This window comes from Sulfurimonas limnophila (assembly GCF_059705345.1).
In genome coordinates this window covers 1,314,468-1,336,612 of record NZ_AP046127.1, presented here as the reverse complement: position 1 = coordinate 1,336,612, position 22,145 = coordinate 1,314,468, and the positions used below count along the sequence as shown (strand labels likewise).

Genomic DNA, 22,145 nt, shown 5'->3' with positions numbered 1-22,145 from the left:
ATGGATTTAATTTGATAGACAAAACCATAAAATATTTAGGCTATTTTACGGCTGTTGTATTGGCTGTTTTAGTTCTTCTTGTGGTTTATGATGCAACAGCTAGGTACATTTTTTCCACAGGCTCTGTTGCACTTCAAGAGCTTGAGTGGCATCTTTTTGATATTGTTATACTTTTTGCAATTGCATATACGCTTAGAGAAGGCGCACATGTAAGAGTAGATATATTTTATGCCTCTTTTAGCCAAAAAACAAAACTGCTTATTAACACTATCTCCTCTATCTTTTTTATACTCCCTTTTTCACTCTTAATTATTTACATCGGGATTGATTTTGTTTTGATGAGCTTTACTCAAAATGAGGCTTCATCAAACCCTGGAGGCTTAGAGTATAGATTTTTAGTAAAATCACTTATGCCTCTTGCCTTTGTATTTCTACTTCTTCAAGCTCTTAGGGATGCTAAAGATGAGTACATAAAATGGAGAAGCGAATGATAGCTCTACTTATGTTTGTTGTTGTTTTAACGCTTCTCATGGTTGGAGTTCCAGTTGCGTTTGTATTTGGAACAGTGTCAATATTTTTCGCCTTTTTTATACCTGAGATTGGGCTTGAAATCTTCTCAACACTCCCTTTTCGTATCTATGGAATTATGTCAAATACAACACTTATCGCTGTTCCTCTTTTTATCGCCATGGGTTTGGTTTTGGAGAAGTCACTTATGGCAGAAAAACTACTCGTTGCTATGAGTTCTGCATTTCGCACTATCCGTGGTGGTTTGGCTGTTAGTGTTGTGCTAGTTGGAGCAATGCTCGCTGCTTCAACAGGCGTTGTATCAGCTAGTGTTGTTATGATGAGTGTGATAGCGCTTCCTTTGATGCTTAGTTCAGGTTATGATAAAAGCCTAGCAAGTGGAACAATAGCTGCAAGTGGAACATTAGGTCAAATAATACCTCCTTCAATAATATTGATAATACTAGGCGATGTTATGAATGTGAGTGTAGGTGAGCTTTTTATGGGTGCTGTTTTGCCTGGATTTTTACTGGTCGTGCTTTACATCATCTATATTTTACTATTTTCATATCTAAAACCAGAAGTTGCGCCAATAGCAAAAGATGTTAAAGAGATAACGTACAAAGAGATCATAATGGCGATAATTCCGCCTATGCTTCTTATGCTATCTGTTTTAGGAACTATCTTTGCGGGAATAGCCTCTCCAACAGAGTCCGCTGCTTTTGGGGTTGTGGGTGCCCTTTTGCTCTCATACTTTAACAAATCACTAAATTTTGAGATGATTAAGTACGCGTCTCTTGGCAGTGTAAAACTAAGCGGTATGATTTTTATGATTTTGATAGGTGCAACAGCCTTTTCTTTGGTCTTTAACGAACTTGGCGGAAGTGATTTGATACTAGAATTTTTTTCTCAAGATATAGGAAATGTCTGGTTTTTTATAGCAGTTGCAATGCTCAGTATATTTATCCTTGGTTTTTTTATAGACTTTATAGAGATAAGTTTTATCATTGTTCCGATTTTAGTGCCAGTTATGAATGCTTTTGGGATAGACCCGCTCTGGTTTGCGATACTAATAGCATTAAATCTTCAGGCCTCCTTTTTAACGCCTCCATTTGGGCTCTCTCTCTTTTTCTTAAAAGGTGCAGCAGGAGATAGCGTAAAGACAATTGAGATTTACAAAGGCATCATCCCTTTTATACTTCTTCAACTTTTAGCGCTTATTTTAGTTATGATATTTCCAGATTTAGTTTTTGCTTTTGTTTAATTTAAACACAAAGAAGAAGTGATTCCTCTTTGTTACGTTAGCCGCTGAGGCACTAAAGTTAGCCTCTTGTGAGGCAGAGTATTTTAAGTAAAATAATGATTTTTTAACAAGGAAAAATAGCATGAAAGATATTTTATATGCGCCATGGCGAGATGAGTATATAAACGACAAAGAGATAAAAGGGTGTGTTTTTTGTCATATTAGTAAGCATGCTGAAGAAGATGAGAATCTACATGTACTTTATAGAGATGAGTTTTGTTTTATAGTAATGAACCGCTATCCATATACTCCAGGGCATTTTATGATTATTCCTCATCTGCATACTGATAAACTTGAAGAACTGCCTAGTGAAGTTTGGCTACACATCAGTGATTTGGCTCAAAAGTGCGTTCGTCTTTTAAAAGAGGGTATTGGCGCACACGGAGTAAATATCGGGATGAATTTAGGAAGTGCAGGGGGCGCTGGGATTGCAGAGCATATTCATATGCACTTAGTTCCGCGTTGGAGCAGAGATACAAATTTTATGACTTCTATCGCGCAAAACAGAGTTTACTCAACAGATTTTGTCAAAGTTTATAAAAAGATTAGGGATTTGATCCCGAGCTATATTAGCTAGGATTCCGCTTTGGATGGGGTAAAGGGATTCGAACCCCTGATGACTGGACCAAAACCAGTTGCCTTACCGCTTGGCTATACCCCAACAGTATAAACGCTTTTGCGAGGGTGGAATTATAAATATTCTACACTTATAATTAACTTAATAGTTGTGAAAAAAAGTACTATAAAAGTCGTTGCTAAAATGATAAAAAAAGGATGTATTATTGCATTAATATTTATAAAGCAAGAGGATTTTTATGGGAAGTTTAACAGTTAACAAGCAGAAATTAAAACGATTTACAATCTCCACAAAACCTATCATGGAGAGCTATCTCTCAAAACTAAGTGTGGATTTAAGTGACTACACTTTTGCTGCAAATTATATCTGGCTTGCGAACGCGAGTGGTTTTTATGCCATCATAAATAAGTCATTTTGCCTCTTTGTAATGACAGGAGGAGAACTAACGATGCTTCTTCCTCCATTGGGAAAGAAAAAAAACATGACTCAAGCCATGATAAAGTGTTTTGAAGTGATGAATGCAAATAACTCATCTCCATATTACTCTCGCATAGATTATGTTCAAAGCTCAATGTTGGAGGATTTTGTTCAAAGTGCCGATCAAGCCAGTAGTATGTTTGAGATGCTTGAGAACTATCTAGTAGAGAAAAAACTAGTTGATTATGTGTATGAAGTTGATGCTCTGATAGACTTGAGAGGAAATAGCTACCACACAAAGAGAACAGAGATAAATAAGTTTATGAAGTCTTATCCTGATTATGTGATTGAGAAGTTAGATTGCGATAAGCACAAAGAAGAGATAATGCATCTCTTTAATAAGTGGGTTTCTGATAGAGTAAAGTATATGCCAAAAGAAGAAGCAGAAGTTTTTTTAGAGGGAATTCATCAAGAGCGTCACGCGATAAAGCAGATGATTAAGCACTATGATGAGTTAATGTTAATAGGGCTTGTAATCTATATAAATGGCGAACTAAAGGGCTTTACAGTAGGTGAGCGCATAAGTCATGATACTGCAACTGTTATCATAGAAAAGACAGACTTTGAAGTACTAGGCTGTGCACAATTTATCTTTAGAGAGTTTTCAAAAATGTTAAAAGAGCACTATCAAGTGGCTTATATAAATGTTGGCGATGATATGGGGTTTGAAAATCTTCGTAAGGTAAAAATGTCTTATCGTCCATTTAAATTAATTCCAAAATATACTATATATCAAAAATGAAAATCCGAAAAGCAGAGCTTCTAGACACATCAAAGCTCTTTGCTTTGGAAGAAAAACTCTTCTTAAGTGAAAACTTCCCTCTCTCAAGAGCCTCTTTTTATTATCATATAAACAATAACATGCTTTTTGTAGCAGAGATTGATAGTGTAATAGTAGGATATATCTTGGTTTTGATAAAACGAAAAAATGCCAAGCTTTACTCCATCGGAGTTAAAGAGGAGTTTCGTGGTAGAAAAATAGCTCAAAAACTTTTAGAATTTAGTATAAAAGAGTTATCAAGTATTGCCCCAAAGGCTCTGTTTCTTGAGGTTAGAGTGGATAACATAGTTGCAATAAATCTTTATAAAAAAATTGGTTTTACTATAAAAAAAAAGTTAAATAAATTTTATCTTGATGGCTGTGATGCTTATTTGATGGAATTAAATATACTTGATAAAAAAAAGGATTCTTTTGAGTAGATATATTGAACTAGATCGTGATAAATTTAAACTCTCCTTAGAGAGAGATAGAGTTGCTTTGCTTGGGAGTGTTCATTATCTTCTTGGTATGAAAAAGTTATCAATTGAGGATGTGGTTTTTTGTACAAAAAGTTTTATACAGAGCGGGTATCTGCATGAAAGTGTAATCTTTCTAAGAGAGGCGCTTAAAATATATCCAAAAATTCCACATCTTTATAAAATTTTTATCAAAGTTCTATATAGGCTAAATCTGCTTGAAGAGTCGCTTGTGGCAGTAGATAAACTGCTAAATATATCACAAGACATTGAGACTTATATACTTCTTGCAAAGATTTTTGAAAAGGCAAGAGATTTTAAAAATGCTCTTGTTGTGTATGAAAAAGCAAAAAAATTAGATGAGAAGAATTCATCTCTTTATGTTTTTATCTCAGAGTTATATAAAAAAATAGGTAGAGTAGATTTGAGCCTAAAAAGCCTAAAAGAAGCCTCAGAACAATATCCAAATGACAAGGAGATGTTACTCTTATATGCGAATGAGTTGTTTCATCAGAATCTATTTTTAGATGCCCAAGTTATATATGAGAAAATAATCAACCTTGATGATAAATATATCTCCGCTTATGTAAATTTAGGAGTAGTAAAAAAAGAGTTAGCCCAGTATAGTGAGGCGCATAAGCTATATGAAAAAGCGCTTGAGCTTAGTCCACAAAACTCTGGAGTTTATAATAATCTTGGAGTTTTATATAAAGTTGAGAAAAAATTTTATAAAGCTTTTGTGAGTATAAAAGAAGCAATAGCGTTAAATCCAAAAAGTGCAGATGCTCATGCAAATATGGGCGCAATCTTAAAAGAGACAAATAAGCCAAGATGGGCTTTAAAGTGCTTTGAGAGAGCAATTTCATTAAATCCTATGCATATAAATGCAAACGTTGATTATGCGATGGCAAATCTACTTTTGCAAGATTATAAAAAAGGGTTATTTCATTATGAACATAGAGTAAGAATGAGAGAATTTTTACCAAAATTTATAGGATTAAATCCTGCAAAAATGTATAAAAAAGGCATGGATATAAGAGATAAGAGAATTTTGGTTTTTTCAGAGCAGGGTTTTGGTGACACCTTGCAATTTATTAGATTTATAAAGCTTTTACAAGAGCGTGGTGCTTTTGTCATTCTAAGAGTAAAAAAAGAGCTAAAGAGGCTTTTTGAGCTAAATTCTATTGCTGATAAGATAATTTTAGAGGGTGAAGATGAAGAGTATGATTATCATCTGCCACTTCTTAGCATACTCTATCTTTTTGATATAGACCCAAATAGCAAAGCTTTAAATCTTCCATATTTAAAAGCCAAAACAGAGATTAAAAAAGAGAGTAAAATAAGAAAAATAGCTTTTTGTTTTGGAGGAAGTCAGACGCATAAAGGGCATAAATATAGATTTATAGAGCCTCAAAACTTTGAGTTTTTAACAAAATTAAAAAATACCAAAGTGTATTCATTGCAGATTGGAGAGGAGAGTAAAAAGCTAAAAAAATGTACTTTTTACAAAAATATAATTGATAAAACTGATGAAATAGATGATTTTTATGATACATCATTGCTTCTTAGTGAGATGGATTTGATTATCACTTCAGATACCTCAGTTGCGCATTTATGCGGAGCTATGGGGATAGAGAGTTGGCTCTGTTTGCCAACAAACCCAGATTGGCGTTGGGGCAGAGATGGCAGTAAATCATTTTGGTATCCAAGTATAAAAATATTTCGTCAGGATAAAAAAGGGAGCTGGGAGAGTCTCTTTAAAGATATTCAAGATGAGTTAAAGAATAGATAAACACAATAAACAGCCATTTTAGGGTATAATCTAGTACGTTTGCATAGTTTTTTCTTGATAAATGGAGAGATAAAATGTCACTAGACTTAAATAGTAAAAATATCGAATATAAAAATAATAAAGTTATTATAAAAGCGCTGCCTGAAAAAGGTGAAAATTTATCAGTATTTGTCAGACCTGGTGACGAGGTTGTATTTGACATAAAGGGTATAAATCCTGATAAGCTAGAGTATCTTCTTGTTGGCGGAGATATAGTTGTATCTTTTCCTTCGTTAGGCTCTCTAACCTTTGGAATGCTCGGCATTATGGGCTTTAGCAATAATCCTCCAATATTTAACTATGGCTCAGGCAAGATAATCTCTGTTGATAATATTCTCTCAAAAATTCAAGAAGTAAACGATCTTCCCCTAGAATCAATAAATGCAAGTTTTATGATAAGAGTAAGCAATGTCGATGAAGAGACAGGGCTTATGAATCAAGAGATACCTGCTCCTTCAACCCCTCAGGTTATAGTTATTCCACAGGCTCAGGTTGACTCAGAACAAGAAGTGAAGCTTGAAGATTTTGTTGCAATGTACAACGATAGAGAACAGGCTCAAGATGAGAGTGTAAATACGCAAATAAATAAAAATACAAGCACCTCTTCTATCACAAGTGCTGGTATCTCAGATGTTACGGATGCTGCTCAAGCATCACTAAAATTCTCTATAGGTTTTTTCCAAACAGATTATGAGATAGAGCGCTCATCAGACCCACTCACTCCAACAGAAGTTTTGGGCGGTGGCGGAAGCAAACTTGGGAATGTGAGCACAGCTCCTTCTGCGCAGATAGAGCCTCACACCATAGATTTAAGTGATGAGTATAAAGAGGCTGTTATCTATGCGGACAGCCCTGATTATTTTGGGAGTAACGGCGAATTTATTACAAGAGTTGTAAGAATAATTCCTGAACAGCCAGAGGGATTTCAGGTCACATCTATCGATATTAGCGGGTTACCAAATAGTTTTGAGATAATTGATGCTAGTGGTTCTGGAGCTTTTCAGTCACTAACAAGGGATGTAAATGGCAGTGGCGGATTTGAAGTAGTCACAACCGAGAGCGGAACTGCACTGGAGTTTTTTATAAAATATCCATCAAATACGCCAGTGGACTCTTTTTCACTAAATGTTAAAATCACTTCAGAATTTAGTATAGACAACCTTGAACCTGGCCGTACAATAAAGACTCCAGATTTAACCATGCTTATAGAGCAAAACGATATAAACCTTCAAATCAAAGAGATTACAACAGCAAGTGATTATGTCTACCAATCACAAGCTGGAGAAGATGGCTATATCTTAAACAGCAATCTAAATAGAAACATTGTCTACACTTCACAAGGCAATTCTACTGTTTATGGAGGGGTCGTTACAGATACAATCTATGGACAAGCAGGAGATGATTCTCTTTATGGAAATGCTGGTAATGATACTCTTAGCGGCGGAACAGGAACGAATTATATAGACGGTGGAGTTGGAACTGATACTCTAAATTATGATTTTGTTGAGCGTTTAAGCGTGACTGATGCCGTTGAGGTTAGAGACCTTCTTACTACAAATGAGTTTGGGCAACTTATCACTATCTTAAATGAGGGTGTTAATATAGACCTTGATACTGGAAGTGCGTCTGGAATTACTGCAGATCAAGATTACTTTAGTGCTATCTCAACAAATGCTCCATCAAGCGGTATCGCTGATTTTAACAGACTAATGCCTACTTTTGCAGATACTTTTATAAATATAGAAAATATCAACGCAACAAATTACAATGATACCATTTACGGTAATGCCCAAAACAACGCATTAAGAGGTTTGTCTGGAGATGACTATATCTATGGCGCAGGTGGTAATGACACGCTAAGCGGTGGTGATGGAAATGACTACTTAGAGGGTGGAACAGACGCCAAGATAGGCACAAATATCGGTTCTTTAATGGATATTTCAAATCTTTCACATCCAGATATAAGCATAGTAGATTTATATACAAATTTTGGTGATTTTATAGATGGTGGAGCTGGTGAAGATACGATAGGTTTTGAGCAGATAACTTCATCCACTTCAAATGGTGTTAAAGTATTTTTAAACACTGAAGATAATGGACAAAGTAACGAAGCTGGTATAGCTTATGGCGCAGATACTAGTATGGGCGTCGATTTGATTATGAATGTTGAGAATGTTATCGGTTCAAACTATGATGATGTTTTAGTTGGTAACAGTAGCAACAACACTCTGCGTGGACTTGGCGGAGATGACACAATCGCTGGAATAGGCGGAACAAATTATCTATATGGATTTAAAGAGGGGTTTAGTGTATCTCAGATTATAGATATGGTGGGCAATGAGATAACTTCAGCATACTACATTGTTAACGGCAGTGATACGTTTGTTAGAGTAAACAACGACAGAGATGTTTTAAAAATATCTTCTAATCAGTACACACTTTACAAAGATGCTATTACCTCGGCGGATGGTACAACTTTTACGTACGATTTGAGCGCTGTTGATGCAGATAACACTATAAACATGCGCTTAACCTCTATCATAGAAGCTGATAAAAATGACTCTTTTTACAGCGATGGAGATGACTATCTTCTTGGCGGAAATGGAGATGATTATATCTATGGAAACAAAGGTGCTGATACACTAAACGGCTCTTTGGGAAATAACTATCTTGATGGTGGCTCAGGTATTGACAGAGTTCAGTTCAGTGCAGTTGGGTTAAATAGAGTTGTAGTAGATTTGGAGACAAGTTCTGGCAAAAAGTATGATAGTGCATCTGTTCTTCTGGGAACAGACACTTTAGCAAATATAGAGATTGTTGAGGGAACAAGTGGTAACGACACACTTTTAGGCGATAGCAACAACAACACTCTTCTTGGAGGAGCTGGAGATGATACTTTAGCTGGACGTGGAGGGTCGAACTATCTTGATGGAGAGAGTGGAAACAACTGGGTAAGTTTTAGTGATTCACAATATAGCGCAGTCGTTGATTTAGGAGCAAATCCAGCTTATGGAGAAGCTGTTATAAATGGCGCTACATCAGTTTTATACAATATAAACAATATTATAGGTTCAAATATTGCAGATACTCTAAGTGGTAACGCTAGTTCAAACACTATCCTTGGCGGACGTGGAGATGACACGATAAGCGGTAAAGAGGGTAGTAATGTCTTAGATGGAGAAGATGGCACTAACACTTTAAGTTATAACTATTTTGACAATGGCGGAGGAACAAATGGACTTACTATCAGCCTCTCAAGCTCTACTGTAAATCACAACTCATATACAGACTCAATAGCAAACTTTCAAAATCTAATCGGTACAAACTTTAATGATATACTCACAGGAAACGCTCAAAATAACACTATTTGGGCTGGTACTGGAGATGATACTCTTGTAGCAAGTTTAGGAAATGACCGTCTTATCGGAGAGGGAGGAAGTGATACTGCTGATTATAGCGGTATAAGTTCTGGAGTATTGATAAACCTTTTAGCAGGAACTGCTCAGGGTGCTGGAAATGATGTTTTAGAGAGTATTGAGAATGCAGTTGGTGGAAGTGGTAACGATACGCTCATAGGTAGCAATGCGTCAAACACGCTCTCTGGTGGACTGGGAAATGACAACTTAATAGGAAATCTAGGAAGCAACACTCTAGATGGTGGAGGCGGAACTGATACAGCGGATTATAGCTGGACAACAACAGGTATAAATGCACAGCTAGCAGATGCTCCGACAAATGGCACAGCAACAGGAACCAATGTAAATGGTTCAGGATTTGGTATATCTGATGCTCTTATAAACATTGAAAATATCATCGGCGGAACAGGAAATGACACTCTAAGCGGTAATGCTGGAAATAATATCATCTGGGGTACAGCGGGAGCTAATATTTTAAGCGGTGGAGCTGGAGTAAATACTCTCTTTGGCGGAACTGGAGATGACATTTTTATCGGTGGCAGTGGAAGTGATGATATGCGTGGAGGCGGTGGTAATGATACACTTACCTATGAAAACATCACTACTTCAGTTTCTGTAAATCTTGGGGAAAACAGAGCAACTGGAGCAGATATATCAACAGATACTATCTCTAATATAAACAGAGTTATCGGTGGCAGTAACAACGATACTCTAATCGGAAATAACTCAAACAATAGTTTAATAGGCGGAAGCGGTAATGATACTCTTTATGGCGGAAGAGGCAATAACTTCTTAGATGGAGGAGCAGATAGAGATATAGTAGATTATCGTGAATTTAGCGATAGAGTAGTAGTAAATTTAAGCTCATCTAACTATACAGATACAACAAGCGGCACAACGGTAGCTTCTGGTACATCACAGCGTTTTGGTGTTTATGAGGGCGTTGATACATTAACTAATATAGAAGATATATATGGTTCAGCACTTGATGATACACTTATAGGAAATACACAAAACAACATTATTTACGGTGGGGCAGGACGAGATACAATAGAGTCAACAGGAAGTAGTGGAGCTGGAGTAAACTCTCTTTATGGAGGAGATGATAACGACACAATCATCGCAGGGGCTGGAAATGACTACGTGGATGGCGGAGCTGGTGTAGATACGCTTGACTTTAGTGACTTTGCTGCAACTTCTGGTATCTCTTTTTCACTGCAAGATGCAGGAAGTCGCTCAGGCTCTTTTAACAACAGCGCACAGCAGGTTGTAGGCGGAGGCTTTGGTACGTTTAGCGTTGTCAATGTTGAGAAAATCATTGCTACTGCTGATAATGACACTCTTGAAGGTAAAGATAATCAGTCCGATACAATCATGGCTGGAGCTGGTAATGATACACTGTATGCCACATCAGGAAATGATGTTTATAATGGAGAAGCTGGATTAAATACGCTTAGTTATAGTAACTACTCAGGTGCTATTAGTGCAAATTTGGGTACTGGAGAGATTAACGGTGTAGCTACTGGATATGACCAAGTATCAAACTTTATTCATCTTATTGGCTCAACTGGCAATGATACTATTTTAGGTAGTGCAACTGCAAATAACACCTTAGATGGTGGTGCTGGAAATGACACGATTGATGGTGTCGCAGGAAATAATACACTCATAGCAGGTACAGGCGTTGATACGCTCATAGCAAGGGCAGGTAGTGATGTTTATGATGGAACAGGTTTAGGGGATGATACTGTTGATTACTCAAACTTAACGGGGCCGATAGATATAATTTTAAATAGTGCAGGTAATGCAACCATAAATGGAGGTTCTACCTACTCTCACACTCTTACACAAATCGAACATATCATAGGTACCACTGGAAATGACACTATTGTAGGCGATGGCGTTAGCATAAATACCATCAATGGTTTTAGTGGAAATGACATACTTCAAGGCGGTATGAGTAGTGCGGATGTTCTTATCGGTGGAGAGGGAGACGACACCTTTATAGCTAGTAGCGGAGGCGACAACATAGATGGAAGTGAAGGAAGAAATACACTGCTTTATAACACAGCCACAGTTGATGCCGTTGTTGGTTCTACTGGCGTATATCTTGATCTCTCAGCAAACAGAATTTACAGAGATGGTTTTATAACTGATGCAACACAGTTAAACGCTACCGTTGCTAATATAGATACGATTTATGGAAGTAGCCATAATGACACGATTTATGGCTCAAGCACAGATAATCTATTTTACGGTGGAGTTGGAAATGACATTCTTTGGGGAAGAGAAGGCTCAGATACTCTATACGGTGGTGCTGGAAATGATACACTAGATGGTGGAGAGGGTGTTGATATTCTTTATGCAGAGAGTGGAAACAATAGACTTCTAGGCGGAAGTGGCAACGATAGTATTTACGGCGGTACAGGAAACGATACGCTAGAAGGCGGTGAGGGAGCTGATATTTTAGATGGAAGCTTAGGTGGAAATAACACTTTTATAGGCGGAGCTGGTAATGACATATTTATCGGCGGAGCTGCTAGAGATATCTTAGAGTACTCAAGCTCACTAAGTGCCATAAGTGTTGATTTAACAGCCAATACTATCACAAGCGATTCAGAGGGAGTTGACACCCTAAGCACTCACTTTGAGATGATAAAAGGCTCAAACTTAAATGATACGATAGATTTAAGAGGGGCTTCTACATTTAGCACTATCATTGCAAATGGCGGAAATGACACCATATATGCAAGTACCAATAATGATACTATTTTTGGGGGAAATGCAAATGACCTTATCTATGCAAATGCTGGAAATAACTCATACTATGGAGGAAATGCTACTTTTGATGGAAATGGAGACATCATTGGAAGCAGTGCAAGTGGAGATGATAGAGTAAATTACTCACTGGCTACTAGCGGTATAAATGTAGATTTAAGTATTACAGCTAATGCTACTACAAATAATGTAACAGCAAATGGTTTTGGAGGCGCTGATAAACTCTTTGACATTACTCGCATCACAGGTTCTAATCTGGGAGATATTATAAAAGGTTCAAGCGCTTGGAATGAGATTAGCGCAGGTGCAGGAGATGACTGGATTATAGCTACTGATGGTGGCGATACTATAAGAGGTGGCACAAATACAGCTTGGAACGGAACATTGTCTACTGGGGATTGGCTAAGTTTTGAAGATGTTGGTTCTGGAATTGATGCTACTATGACGGCAGGAGCTATTACTGGCGGACTTGGAACAACTACTATTTTTGAGATAGAAAACCTCTTTGGTTCAGACTCAAATGATGTTTTAAGAGGAGATAGCACCAACAATACTCTGCATGGAAACAGCGGAAATGATGCTATATATGGAGTAGCAGGAAATAACTTCCTAATCGGTGGTGCTGGAGATGATACTTTATATACAGGAAGCGGAATAGATAAGTATGACGGTGGAGATGTTTCTGTTGGCAGTTATGTCTCTGCTGGGTCTAATGGAGTAAATACACTTAGTTTTTACTACTCACCAATTGGAGTTAGTGTTGATTTGGGCTATGCTAATGGAGATGGCACTTTTGGTAGAGTTTTAAATGACGGATATTCAAATGTAGAGACATATATAAGAAATATCAACAATCTTACAGGAACACTTGATTACTCAGATACACTTATAGGAAACTCTTCAAATAATGTCATAAGAGGACTTGGCGGTGCTGATATTATTGTTGGTACAGGCGGGGAAAACACGCTCTATGGTGGTACAGGAAACGATACTATAACAACTGCAACTATAAAAAATATTGGCAATAGAGGGGATGTTGTATATGGCGGAGAAGGAACAGATACTCTAATTGGCTCATTTAACAATGATTTTTTAATTGGCGGTACAGAAGCTGGTGCAGATGTTGAAGGCGACTGGGTAAACTACTCTGCAATGGCACTAAATGGCGGTTATGGAGTCTCTGTAAATCTAAATACAGTAGTTACTTTTACTGATAGTGTTGGCGATAGAGGATACCTTGATGGTAGCTATTCACAAATATTTGAGCTTGATGGAAGTGGTGCGCTTAGTGCAAATTTTGACTATGTAAAACAAGTAGAGCATATCGTCGGAAGTAGCGGTGCAGATCAGTTGATGGGTAATCATTTAGAAAACAACACCATTATGGCTGGAACTGGAGATGATACGCTGTTTTTGAGCAGTGGACAAGATTATCTCGATGGCGAGGGCGGAAGCGACTGGCTAAGTCTAGAAAATATGAGCGGAGCTATTTCAAACTTTGACTTAGAAAATAACAATGCAGGGGATAGCAAAGTTTATAATATAGAAAATGTTATAGATTTTAACGAAGTAAGAGGTCAAACAGTTTGGGGAACAAACAGCGCAAATACTTTTATAATGTATGGCGGAGACGACTATGCTCTTGGTAGAAGTGGCAATGACATCTATGACATGGGTGATGGAGGCGACAGAGTTTCAAATAACTACGGAAGCGACACTATCATAGGTGGAGCTGGAACTGATATACTAGATATGTATAACAATCTTGGCTCTTCAGTAGGCTCAAGAATCATATTTAACAATATCACAGCTGCTACTTATAACGGCTATGCAACTGGGGGCGCCTCGTTAGGCTTATCTAATCTATCAGTTGTAACTACAAGTTTGGCTATCTCTGGTTTAGTTACACTCGCAGATGGAGATTATACTTTTTATAACATTACTGATGGTCGTGGATTTACAGATTATCTATATCAAGATGGAGTAAATCCAGATTTTGAGAACTTTACATTGGGTAATGTCGCTGATGTATTTAGTGGAAGTGATTTATCTGAAGTTGTAAGCGGAAATGGCGGAAACGATACTATCTTTGGTAATGGCGGAAATGATGTCATCTATGGCGGAGATGGTGATGATACTATTTTTGGAGTATCAGGAGTCAATGTTTTAGAAGGCGGTGCTGGAAATGACCTTATTTTTGGCGGAAGTGGCAATGACACTATTCGTGGTATTTCTGGATATAACACACTTTATGCAAAAGCTGGAAATAACACCGTAACAGGCGGAAGCAATAATGACACTATCTTTGCTGGGACTGGACGAGATACAATAGATGGCGGTAATGGAGTAGATACTCTAAAATTTGATAGTGGCACACAGGGCGTTTTAGTAAATCTTGGAAGTGATGCTTATGGCGGAATTGCTGCTGAGAGCTTTATAAATTCATATCAAAGTGGAGGCTCTAATCAGATAGGTAGTGTGATAAATATAGAAAATGTCTATGGCACAACTTATGCAGATACCATAAGAGGAAGTGACGCTAGAAATATCATATATTCAGGTTCCGGTGATGATAGAATAGTTGCAAGTCTTGGAAATGATGAGATTCATGGAGAGGTGGGTTCAGATTGGTTGGATTTTAGTTTGATTACAACTGTAAGTGGTGTTAATGTTGACCTTATGACACAAAACAATGCTGTATTTACCTCTGGAGTCGATGGGTATAATCAAACACTATTTGGTATAGAAAACATCGTAGGAACAGCTCAAAATGATACTTTAAAAGGTGGTTTGGAAGTAAACAACACCATTTATGGTGGCGATGGCGATGATAAGATATACGGTATAGGATACGCGAATGTTTTAAATGGAGATGGTGGCAATGACACCATATACAGTGGAACTGGCAATGATACTATTGATGGCGGAACTGGAGTAAATACGGTTGATTACTCATACTCAAATAACATAAGCGTTCAGGTAAATATCAGTGGTTCAACTCAAGGCACTGTTTTAAATAACACCGCTAAAACTATATCTATGACAGATACATTGGCAAATATTCAAAACATAACCACAGGTTCTGGGGATGATACTATTTGGGCAAGTAGCACAGACAATACTATACTCTCTGGCGCAGGAGCTGATACTATCTATGCACAAGCTGGAACAAACACCATATATAGCGCAAATGGAGATGATGTTGTTTATGGCGGTAGCGGAGTTGATACTATCAATACTCAAGAGGGAAATGATACGGTTATAGCTAGTGCAGGAGCAGATATTATAGATGGTGGCATTGGTAGTGATTTAGTTGATTATAGCTCAAGCTCTACAGGGCTAAATGTAACACTGCTAGATAATGGCGCAACTACAAATATAGCGCATAATATCGGTGGAGCTTATACAGATAGCGTAACAAACGTAGAAGGATTAAAAGGTTCACTCTCTCAAGCAAATACGCTAGTTGGAAATAATCTTGACAATGTTTTAACGGGCGGAAATCTTGCAGATACACTAAAAGGAGTAAGTGGAAATAATACTCTTGATGGTGGAGCAGGGGATGATACTCTCTTTGCAGGAACTGGAAGCGACACTCTTACTGGCGGAACAGGGACAAATACACTTAACTATACAGAAATAGGCGCTTTAGATGTAAATGTAAATCTAAGAACGCTAGGCGCAACATATAGTAATGGCAGTGTAGATACACTATCTGGAATAAATAATGTTGTTATGGGTGTAGGCAATGACACCGTAGAGGGAAATCAATTTGCTAACACATTAGATGGTGGAGCTGGAGTAGATACTCTTAGTTTTTCAGGCGCTACTGGAAGTGTTATAGTAAATGTTACTTCAGATGGCGCAGGAACTGCAAGTGGCGATGGAGCGGATACATTTAGCAACTTTGAAAACTATACACTCTCTGCAAACAGCGATACTTTTAATGTAGATGATGTTTATGGAAGTACGATAAACGGTGGTGCATCGGTAGATACAGTGAGTTATGGCAATAGTGCGACAGTTTTAAATGTGACTATTGACAATGACAACACAAGCGCTACTGTTAGAGGCGGAGGTCATAGTGATACACTACAAAGTATTGAGAAAATTGTCGGCGGTAATGCAAATGATATATTTAGTGTCTCAAATGTAACAGGGATAACTACCTTAGATGGAGATGGAGGAGAAAATACACTTCAAATAGCAAGAGATGTTAACTTGTCTGGTGTTGAGATTTTAAATTTTAACACAATTACAATCGCTGATGGAGAGACTTTAACACTTAGTGCAACTCAGCTTGATGATAAAACACTTACCATAGAGTTTGGAAACAATGCTATACTTAAAGTCATAGCGACAGATATTATAAATGACCATGATTTTGATGCGATAACATTTACTAAAAATACAGGTGCAAAAGCTGAGTTAATAGTAAACAATAGTGTAAATCTCGGCACTAAAGATATAGATGGCACTGACACAAACTTATTTGATGTGTATGATATAGCAAGTGGTAAAACTCTTACTCTTGGTGCTACTCAACTTGATGGTAAAAATGTAGATATTAAAGGTGCAGGAAACTTAACTATTAATGCCACTGCAACACCTGCAGACCATGACTTTGCAGGAGTTACAAAAACAACAACTGGTAATATTAATCTAAATGTAGTTAACAGTGTTGATTTAAGTGGACAAAACTTAGGTGGAGTCAATCAATATACAGTTGCTGCCAGTCAGGCATTGACATTACTCAATAACCAACTCACAGGTGCTATGATAATAGCAGGTGCTGGAGCTATTATTCTCAATACAACCGCTACGGCGAACACAGACTTAAGTAGTATTAACAATGACAGCTTCACTGGAACTATCACTCTAAATGATAGTACGGCTGACAATGTAATAGTGATGAGTGATAAAGATGATGTAGTAAATCTAACGAGTGGGAATGATGCAGTAACACTCGGTGCTGGTACAAACACAGTAAATATTGCAGCTGCAAATCTAACATCTGCTGATAATATAAGCGGAGTTGGAACAGATACAGTCAATATCACAACAGCAGGAGTGTCAAATACTACAGGAGTTAGTGGAATTGAAACTATTAATCTTGCAAATGGAACAAATACAGTTACGGTTGGTGCAAATAGTGGCACAATAAATGGTAATGCGGGAGCTGATACATTTAAATTTAATATTGCAGATCTTTCAGGCAGTGATACCGTAGTGGGTAATGGTGGCACTGATACTTTAGAATTTATAGATGCTGGAACTATTGTTGCCTCACAGCTAACAAATATAGATGTGGAAAATATAGGTTTGGCAAATGGTACTAATACTATCACGGTTGGAACAAAAAATTTCAATATCACAGGTAATGCAGGAGCTGATACATTTAACTATGCGATAGCTGATTTTAGTACAAGTGATACGATAAATGGAAACGGTGGTACAGACAATCTTGCATTTACAAGTAGTGGCACAATAGCTAGCAGTGCATTTGCAAATGTTACTGATGTAGATAATCTAAACTTCTTTAGCGGAAATGATACTTTAACCTTTACAGATTTAGCAAGTATGACAACTTTAAGTGGTAAATTTACTTCTATTAATGGAGGAAGCGCAGGAACAGATGCGATTACATTTAGTTCAGCCGTAAGCGGAACACTTGATTTTAGTAAATACAGTGAATTTGAAACTCTTACATTGAGTACAAATGCAGATAATCTAACATTTACAGATGCTGCGGCATTTAGTGATTTTACGGACAAATTTACAACTTCTATCAATGGCGGGGCGACAGGGACTGATACTCTTACTTTCACAAATGCAGTGACAACAGACCTTGATATGTCTAAACTCTCAGGCTTTGAAGTACTTACATTTGGTGACAATGCTGACACCGTAACATTTGGAAGTGATGAGTTTAATGCAGGGATTAGAACTATCAATCTTGGCGGGGGAGTAAATAGCATAAATGCAGATGCTACGTATATTACAAGCGCATTGACTATCGCTGGTGGAGCTAGCAGTGATACATTAAATATAACCACAGCAGGAACAGCCATAGATCTTACAAATGTAAGCGGAGTTGAAAATATAACACTAAGTGCTGGAAATAACACTGTAACAATGGGAGCAAACAATACATCAATTACTGGAAATAGTGGAAGTGATATATTTAAATTCACAGTTGCAAATCTAACGTCAGCAGATACTGTAAATGGTGGAAGTGGAACAGATGAGATTACATTTACGGACTCAAGTACATCTATTACAAGTGAACAATTTACAAATGTAAGTAATATTGATGTTGTAAATTTCCACATAGGAAACGATACGATTACTATAGCAGGCAATGACACAAAGCTTGACAATGTTGAGCTTAAACTTGGCAGTGGAACAAACAGTGTGATTTATACCTATATCAGTGATTTCACAGTTGCTGATAAAATCACAGGCGGTGGAACGGATACTATAGGGTTTAGTAATAGCGGAAGTATAAATAGTAGTGCATTTGCCAATACAAGCGGAATAGATAGTGTAGTATTTAGTAGCGGAGCTGATACACTTACTCTTAGTGACAATAAACTTGATAGCGTTGTTCTAAACCTTGGGGCAGGAAGTGATACGGTAAATATTGCAAAAACAAATCTCAGCACTACTGATAATATCGATGCAGGGGCGGGAGACTCTGATATTCTAAATATTACCGATACAAGCGGAAGTTTAAGCTTTACAGATGCAGATTTTACAAATTTAAGTAACTTTGAAACACTCAATCTTGGAGATGGCTCAAATGATACTATTACCTTGGGTGGAACAGAAGTTAAAGGTGCTGGATTTAGCTATGTGTATGCAAGAGGTGGAGATGATAATATCACAATCACAGATATAACAGGACTTAGTGTAGCTGATGGTGGGAGTGGTGGAAATGATACTGTAACTCTAGCGGCAGACAATATGAACTTTGCTAGTCTAAGCATTACAAACTTTGAGACTATCAGTGTAAATGGCAATTCAAATCTGACTGGAGAGCTTGATAATCAAGTGTCAAATATATCTGTAGCAAACAACAAGACACTAACAGTAGGTGCAGCTGATTTTAATGGTAATACTATAGCTATCAACACCAACGCAAATGGCAATGTGATAATTACAGCAGATACTACAACACCAGCAAATAACAATTTCTCAGGTATTACAAAATCTGGAAGCGGAAATGTTACTTTGGATGTAGTTAACAGTGTTGATTTAAGCGGACAAAACCTTGGAACCATAAGCTTGATTACCGTTACAAATGGCAATACTTTAACTTTGGCTGACTCTCAACTAGCCTCTATTGCAAGCGTAAGCGGAGCTGGAAATGTGATAGTAAAAGTATCAAGTAACTCTTCACAAGACTTTGCAAACTTGTCACTTAGCGGAACAGAGACTATACAGTTTACAGGAAATTCTACATTTACAGGTAATTTCCAAAATTCAGTAGTTTCAATTGACACTGGAGTAACGGTAACAACAGATGCTTCAATAGTCACAGCTAAAACAGTAAGCGGAGCAGGAACTTTAAGCGTAACAAACTTAGATGCTACACTTGGTGCTAACTTTACAAATGTAAACCCGACAACACTTAATGTAGATTGGTCAGGAACAGGAATATATACAGGAAATCTTACAAATGTAGATACATTAACTCTAAGCAGTGGAACTATGACTTCCGATGCGAGTATTTTAAATGTCGCAACAGCTATCACAAACAATGCAACACTGGCTATTACAAACCTTGAAGCAGTACCTGCTATAAACCTAACAAAAATCACAGGCGGAACTATAAACGCTGATTGGTCAGGAAGTGCTACATTTACAGGCAATCTTTCAACTGCAAACCTAACAGTAAGCAGCGGAACTATGACTATTGACAATGCTTCTACAATCAACAGTGCAAGCTCAATAGTTGTAAACGCAACTATGATAGCGGATGCAAGCAAAGTGACAGGCGATACAATAAGCGGAAGCGGAACTTTAACTGTTAACAACCTAGATGCTGCATTAGCTGCAGACTTTGCAAACTTAACTGTAAATACTATAAACGCAGACTTTAGCGGAACAGGAATATATACAGGAAATCTTACAAATGTGGATACTCTAACTGTATCAAGCGGTACGATGACTGTAACAGATGATATTTTAGGAACTTTGGCAACAAGCGGAGCAGGAAGCATAGTAGTACAAGTTAATAGCAGCTCTTCACAAGACTTTGCAAACTTGTCACTTAGCGGAACAGAGACTATACAGTTTACAGGAAATTCTACATTTACAGGTAATTTCCAAAATTCAGTAGTTTCAATTGACACTGGAGTAACGGTAACAACAGATGCTTCAATAGTCACAGCTAAAACAGTAAGCGGAGCAGGAACTTTAAGCGTAACAAACTTAGATGCTACACTTGGTGCTAACTTTACAAATGTAAACCCGACAACACTTAATGTAGATTGGTCAGGAACAGGAATATATACAGGAAATCTTACAAATGTAGATACATTAACTCTAAGCAGTGGAACTATGACTTCCGATGCGAGTATTTTAAATGTCGCAACAGCTATCACAAACAATGCAACACTGGCTATTACAAACCTTGAAGCAGTACCTGCTATAAACCTAACAAAAATCACAGGCGGAACTATAAACGCTGATTGGTCAGGTACTGCCACATTTACAGGTAACCTTTCAACTGCAAACCTAACAGTAAGCAGCGGAACTATGACTGTAAGCACTGGAACAATAGCAGGAAGTGGAACTGTAAGCGTAAGTAGTGGAGCAACACTGAGTGCAGATGCCACAAAATTAAGTGGAGATACAATCAGTGGAGCTGGAACAGTAAGCATTACAAATTTACAGAGTGGATTGACTTCAGATTTCACAAATATCGCAACTACAACAGTAAATGCAAATTGGGCGAGCGGAACAGGAATATATACAGGAAATCTTACAAATGTGGATACCCTGACTATCTCAAGCGGTACGATGACTGTAGCAGATAGTATTTTAGGAACAACAATTGTAAATGGCGGCGGAAATCTTACAGTCAATGCAGATGATGCAAGTGTTGATTTATCAAATGTAAATAGCTCTCTTGGAACAGTTACCGTCAATGATAGCTCAAGCGATATAAATATCATAGGTTCGGTTGGAGATGATATTTTACATCTATCAAGCGGAAATGATGCAGTCAATCTTGGTGCTGGAAATGACACAATCAATGTCGCAACTATGAGCAATCTAACAAGTGCTGATAATATAACAGATACGAGTGGAACAGATACATTTAATATCAATGGAAATGGAACTATCGCAAGTACAGATTTTAATATCACTGGATTTGAAAATCTTAATTTTGCCAATAGTGCAGATGTGGTAACATTTACAGATAAAGGCAGTTTTGATACATGGAGTGCAAAATTTGCAACTATAGATTTTGGAAGTAGCAATGATGACAGTATAAGTTTCAGTGATGCAGTATTTGGAGATCTTGATTTTTCAAACATTTCTGATTTAGATACCATAAATCTTTCATCTTCTGCTGATAATTTAACAATAATCGGAGATAAACCGACAACAATCAATGCTCTTGGAGGTGACGATACAGTTACTTTAGATTTTACAAATATAGCTAATTTTACTGTTGATGGTGGCGCTGGAAGTGATACGCTTAGTGTATCAGGAAGTGGTACAAAAACATTAATTGGTAGCTTTAGTGCTTTTGAAGTGTTGAATTTATCAGGTTTTGCGGATGTAACCATTAGCGAAACTACTATTAATAATTGGAGCTCAGCGGGTAGTTTAGAACTCTCTGTAAATAACAGTGACTACTATTATAGAAGTGATGCAGATTCAACTTGGCTTCAAAAAAGCACAAATGGAGCTTTAAATATTGACACTGCAGCAAACAGCTACTGGATAGATTTAGATAGCAATCACGATATTACTGATTTACAGTTACATGTAGTTTAAAAAATA

Annotated in this window: 7 protein-coding genes and 1 tRNA gene; 7 read left to right on the top strand and 1 reads right to left on the bottom strand. The window is 37.3% G+C overall.

What is annotated here, in order from left to right; genetic code table 11:
* Positions 1-11 precede the first annotated feature (11 nt).
* From AC6H33_RS06735 to AC6H33_RS06725, 3 genes are all read left to right on the top strand, one after another.
* Entirely contained in the window at positions 12-491 is a 480-nt protein-coding gene (locus AC6H33_RS06735; RefSeq protein WP_497604118.1) for a TRAP transporter small permease subunit, read from the top strand.
* Positions 488-1,771 carry a TRAP transporter large permease gene (locus AC6H33_RS06730; RefSeq protein ID WP_497604117.1) on the top strand — a complete coding sequence of 428 codons (1,284 nt, stop codon included), beginning with the start codon at positions 488-490 and terminating at the stop codon, positions 1,769-1,771. Before AC6H33_RS06735 ends, AC6H33_RS06730 begins: the two co-directional genes overlap by 4 nt.
* Before the next feature lie 121 nt (positions 1,772-1,892).
* Positions 1,893-2,387 carry an HIT family protein gene (locus tag AC6H33_RS06725; protein WP_497604116.1) on the top strand — a complete coding sequence of 165 codons (495 nt, stop codon included), beginning with the start codon at positions 1,893-1,895 and terminating at the stop codon, positions 2,385-2,387.
* A gap of 10 nt (positions 2,388-2,397) precedes the next feature.
* Here the strand turns inward: AC6H33_RS06725 and AC6H33_RS06720 are convergent.
* Positions 2,398-2,471 (bottom strand) — tRNA-Gln (locus tag AC6H33_RS06720).
* A gap of 154 nt (positions 2,472-2,625) precedes the next feature.
* Here AC6H33_RS06720 and AC6H33_RS06715 point away from each other — a divergent pair.
* The 4 genes from AC6H33_RS06715 to AC6H33_RS06700 all read left to right on the top strand — a co-directional run bounded on the left by AC6H33_RS06715 (position 2,626) and on the right by AC6H33_RS06700 (position 22,139).
* A complete protein-coding gene (locus tag AC6H33_RS06715; RefSeq protein WP_497604115.1) occupies positions 2,626-3,606 on the top strand; it encodes a DUF2156 domain-containing protein in 981 nt (326 codons plus the stop codon).
* Complete coding sequence (rimI, locus tag AC6H33_RS06710; RefSeq protein WP_497604114.1) at positions 3,603-4,064, top strand: ribosomal protein S18-alanine N-acetyltransferase; 462 nt, start codon at positions 3,603-3,605, stop codon at positions 4,062-4,064. The genes AC6H33_RS06715 and rimI overlap by 4 nt, the downstream gene beginning before the upstream one ends.
* Complete coding sequence (locus tag AC6H33_RS06705) at positions 4,057-5,892, top strand: tetratricopeptide repeat protein (RefSeq protein ID WP_497604113.1); 1,836 nt, start codon at positions 4,057-4,059, stop codon at positions 5,890-5,892. The genes rimI and AC6H33_RS06705 overlap by 8 nt, the downstream gene beginning before the upstream one ends.
* A 74-nt stretch (positions 5,893-5,966) precedes the next feature.
* On the top strand, positions 5,967-22,139 hold the full coding sequence (locus AC6H33_RS06700; RefSeq protein WP_497604112.1) for a hypothetical protein: 16,173 nt from the start codon (positions 5,967-5,969) through the stop codon (positions 22,137-22,139).
* Positions 22,140-22,145 lie beyond the last annotated feature (6 nt).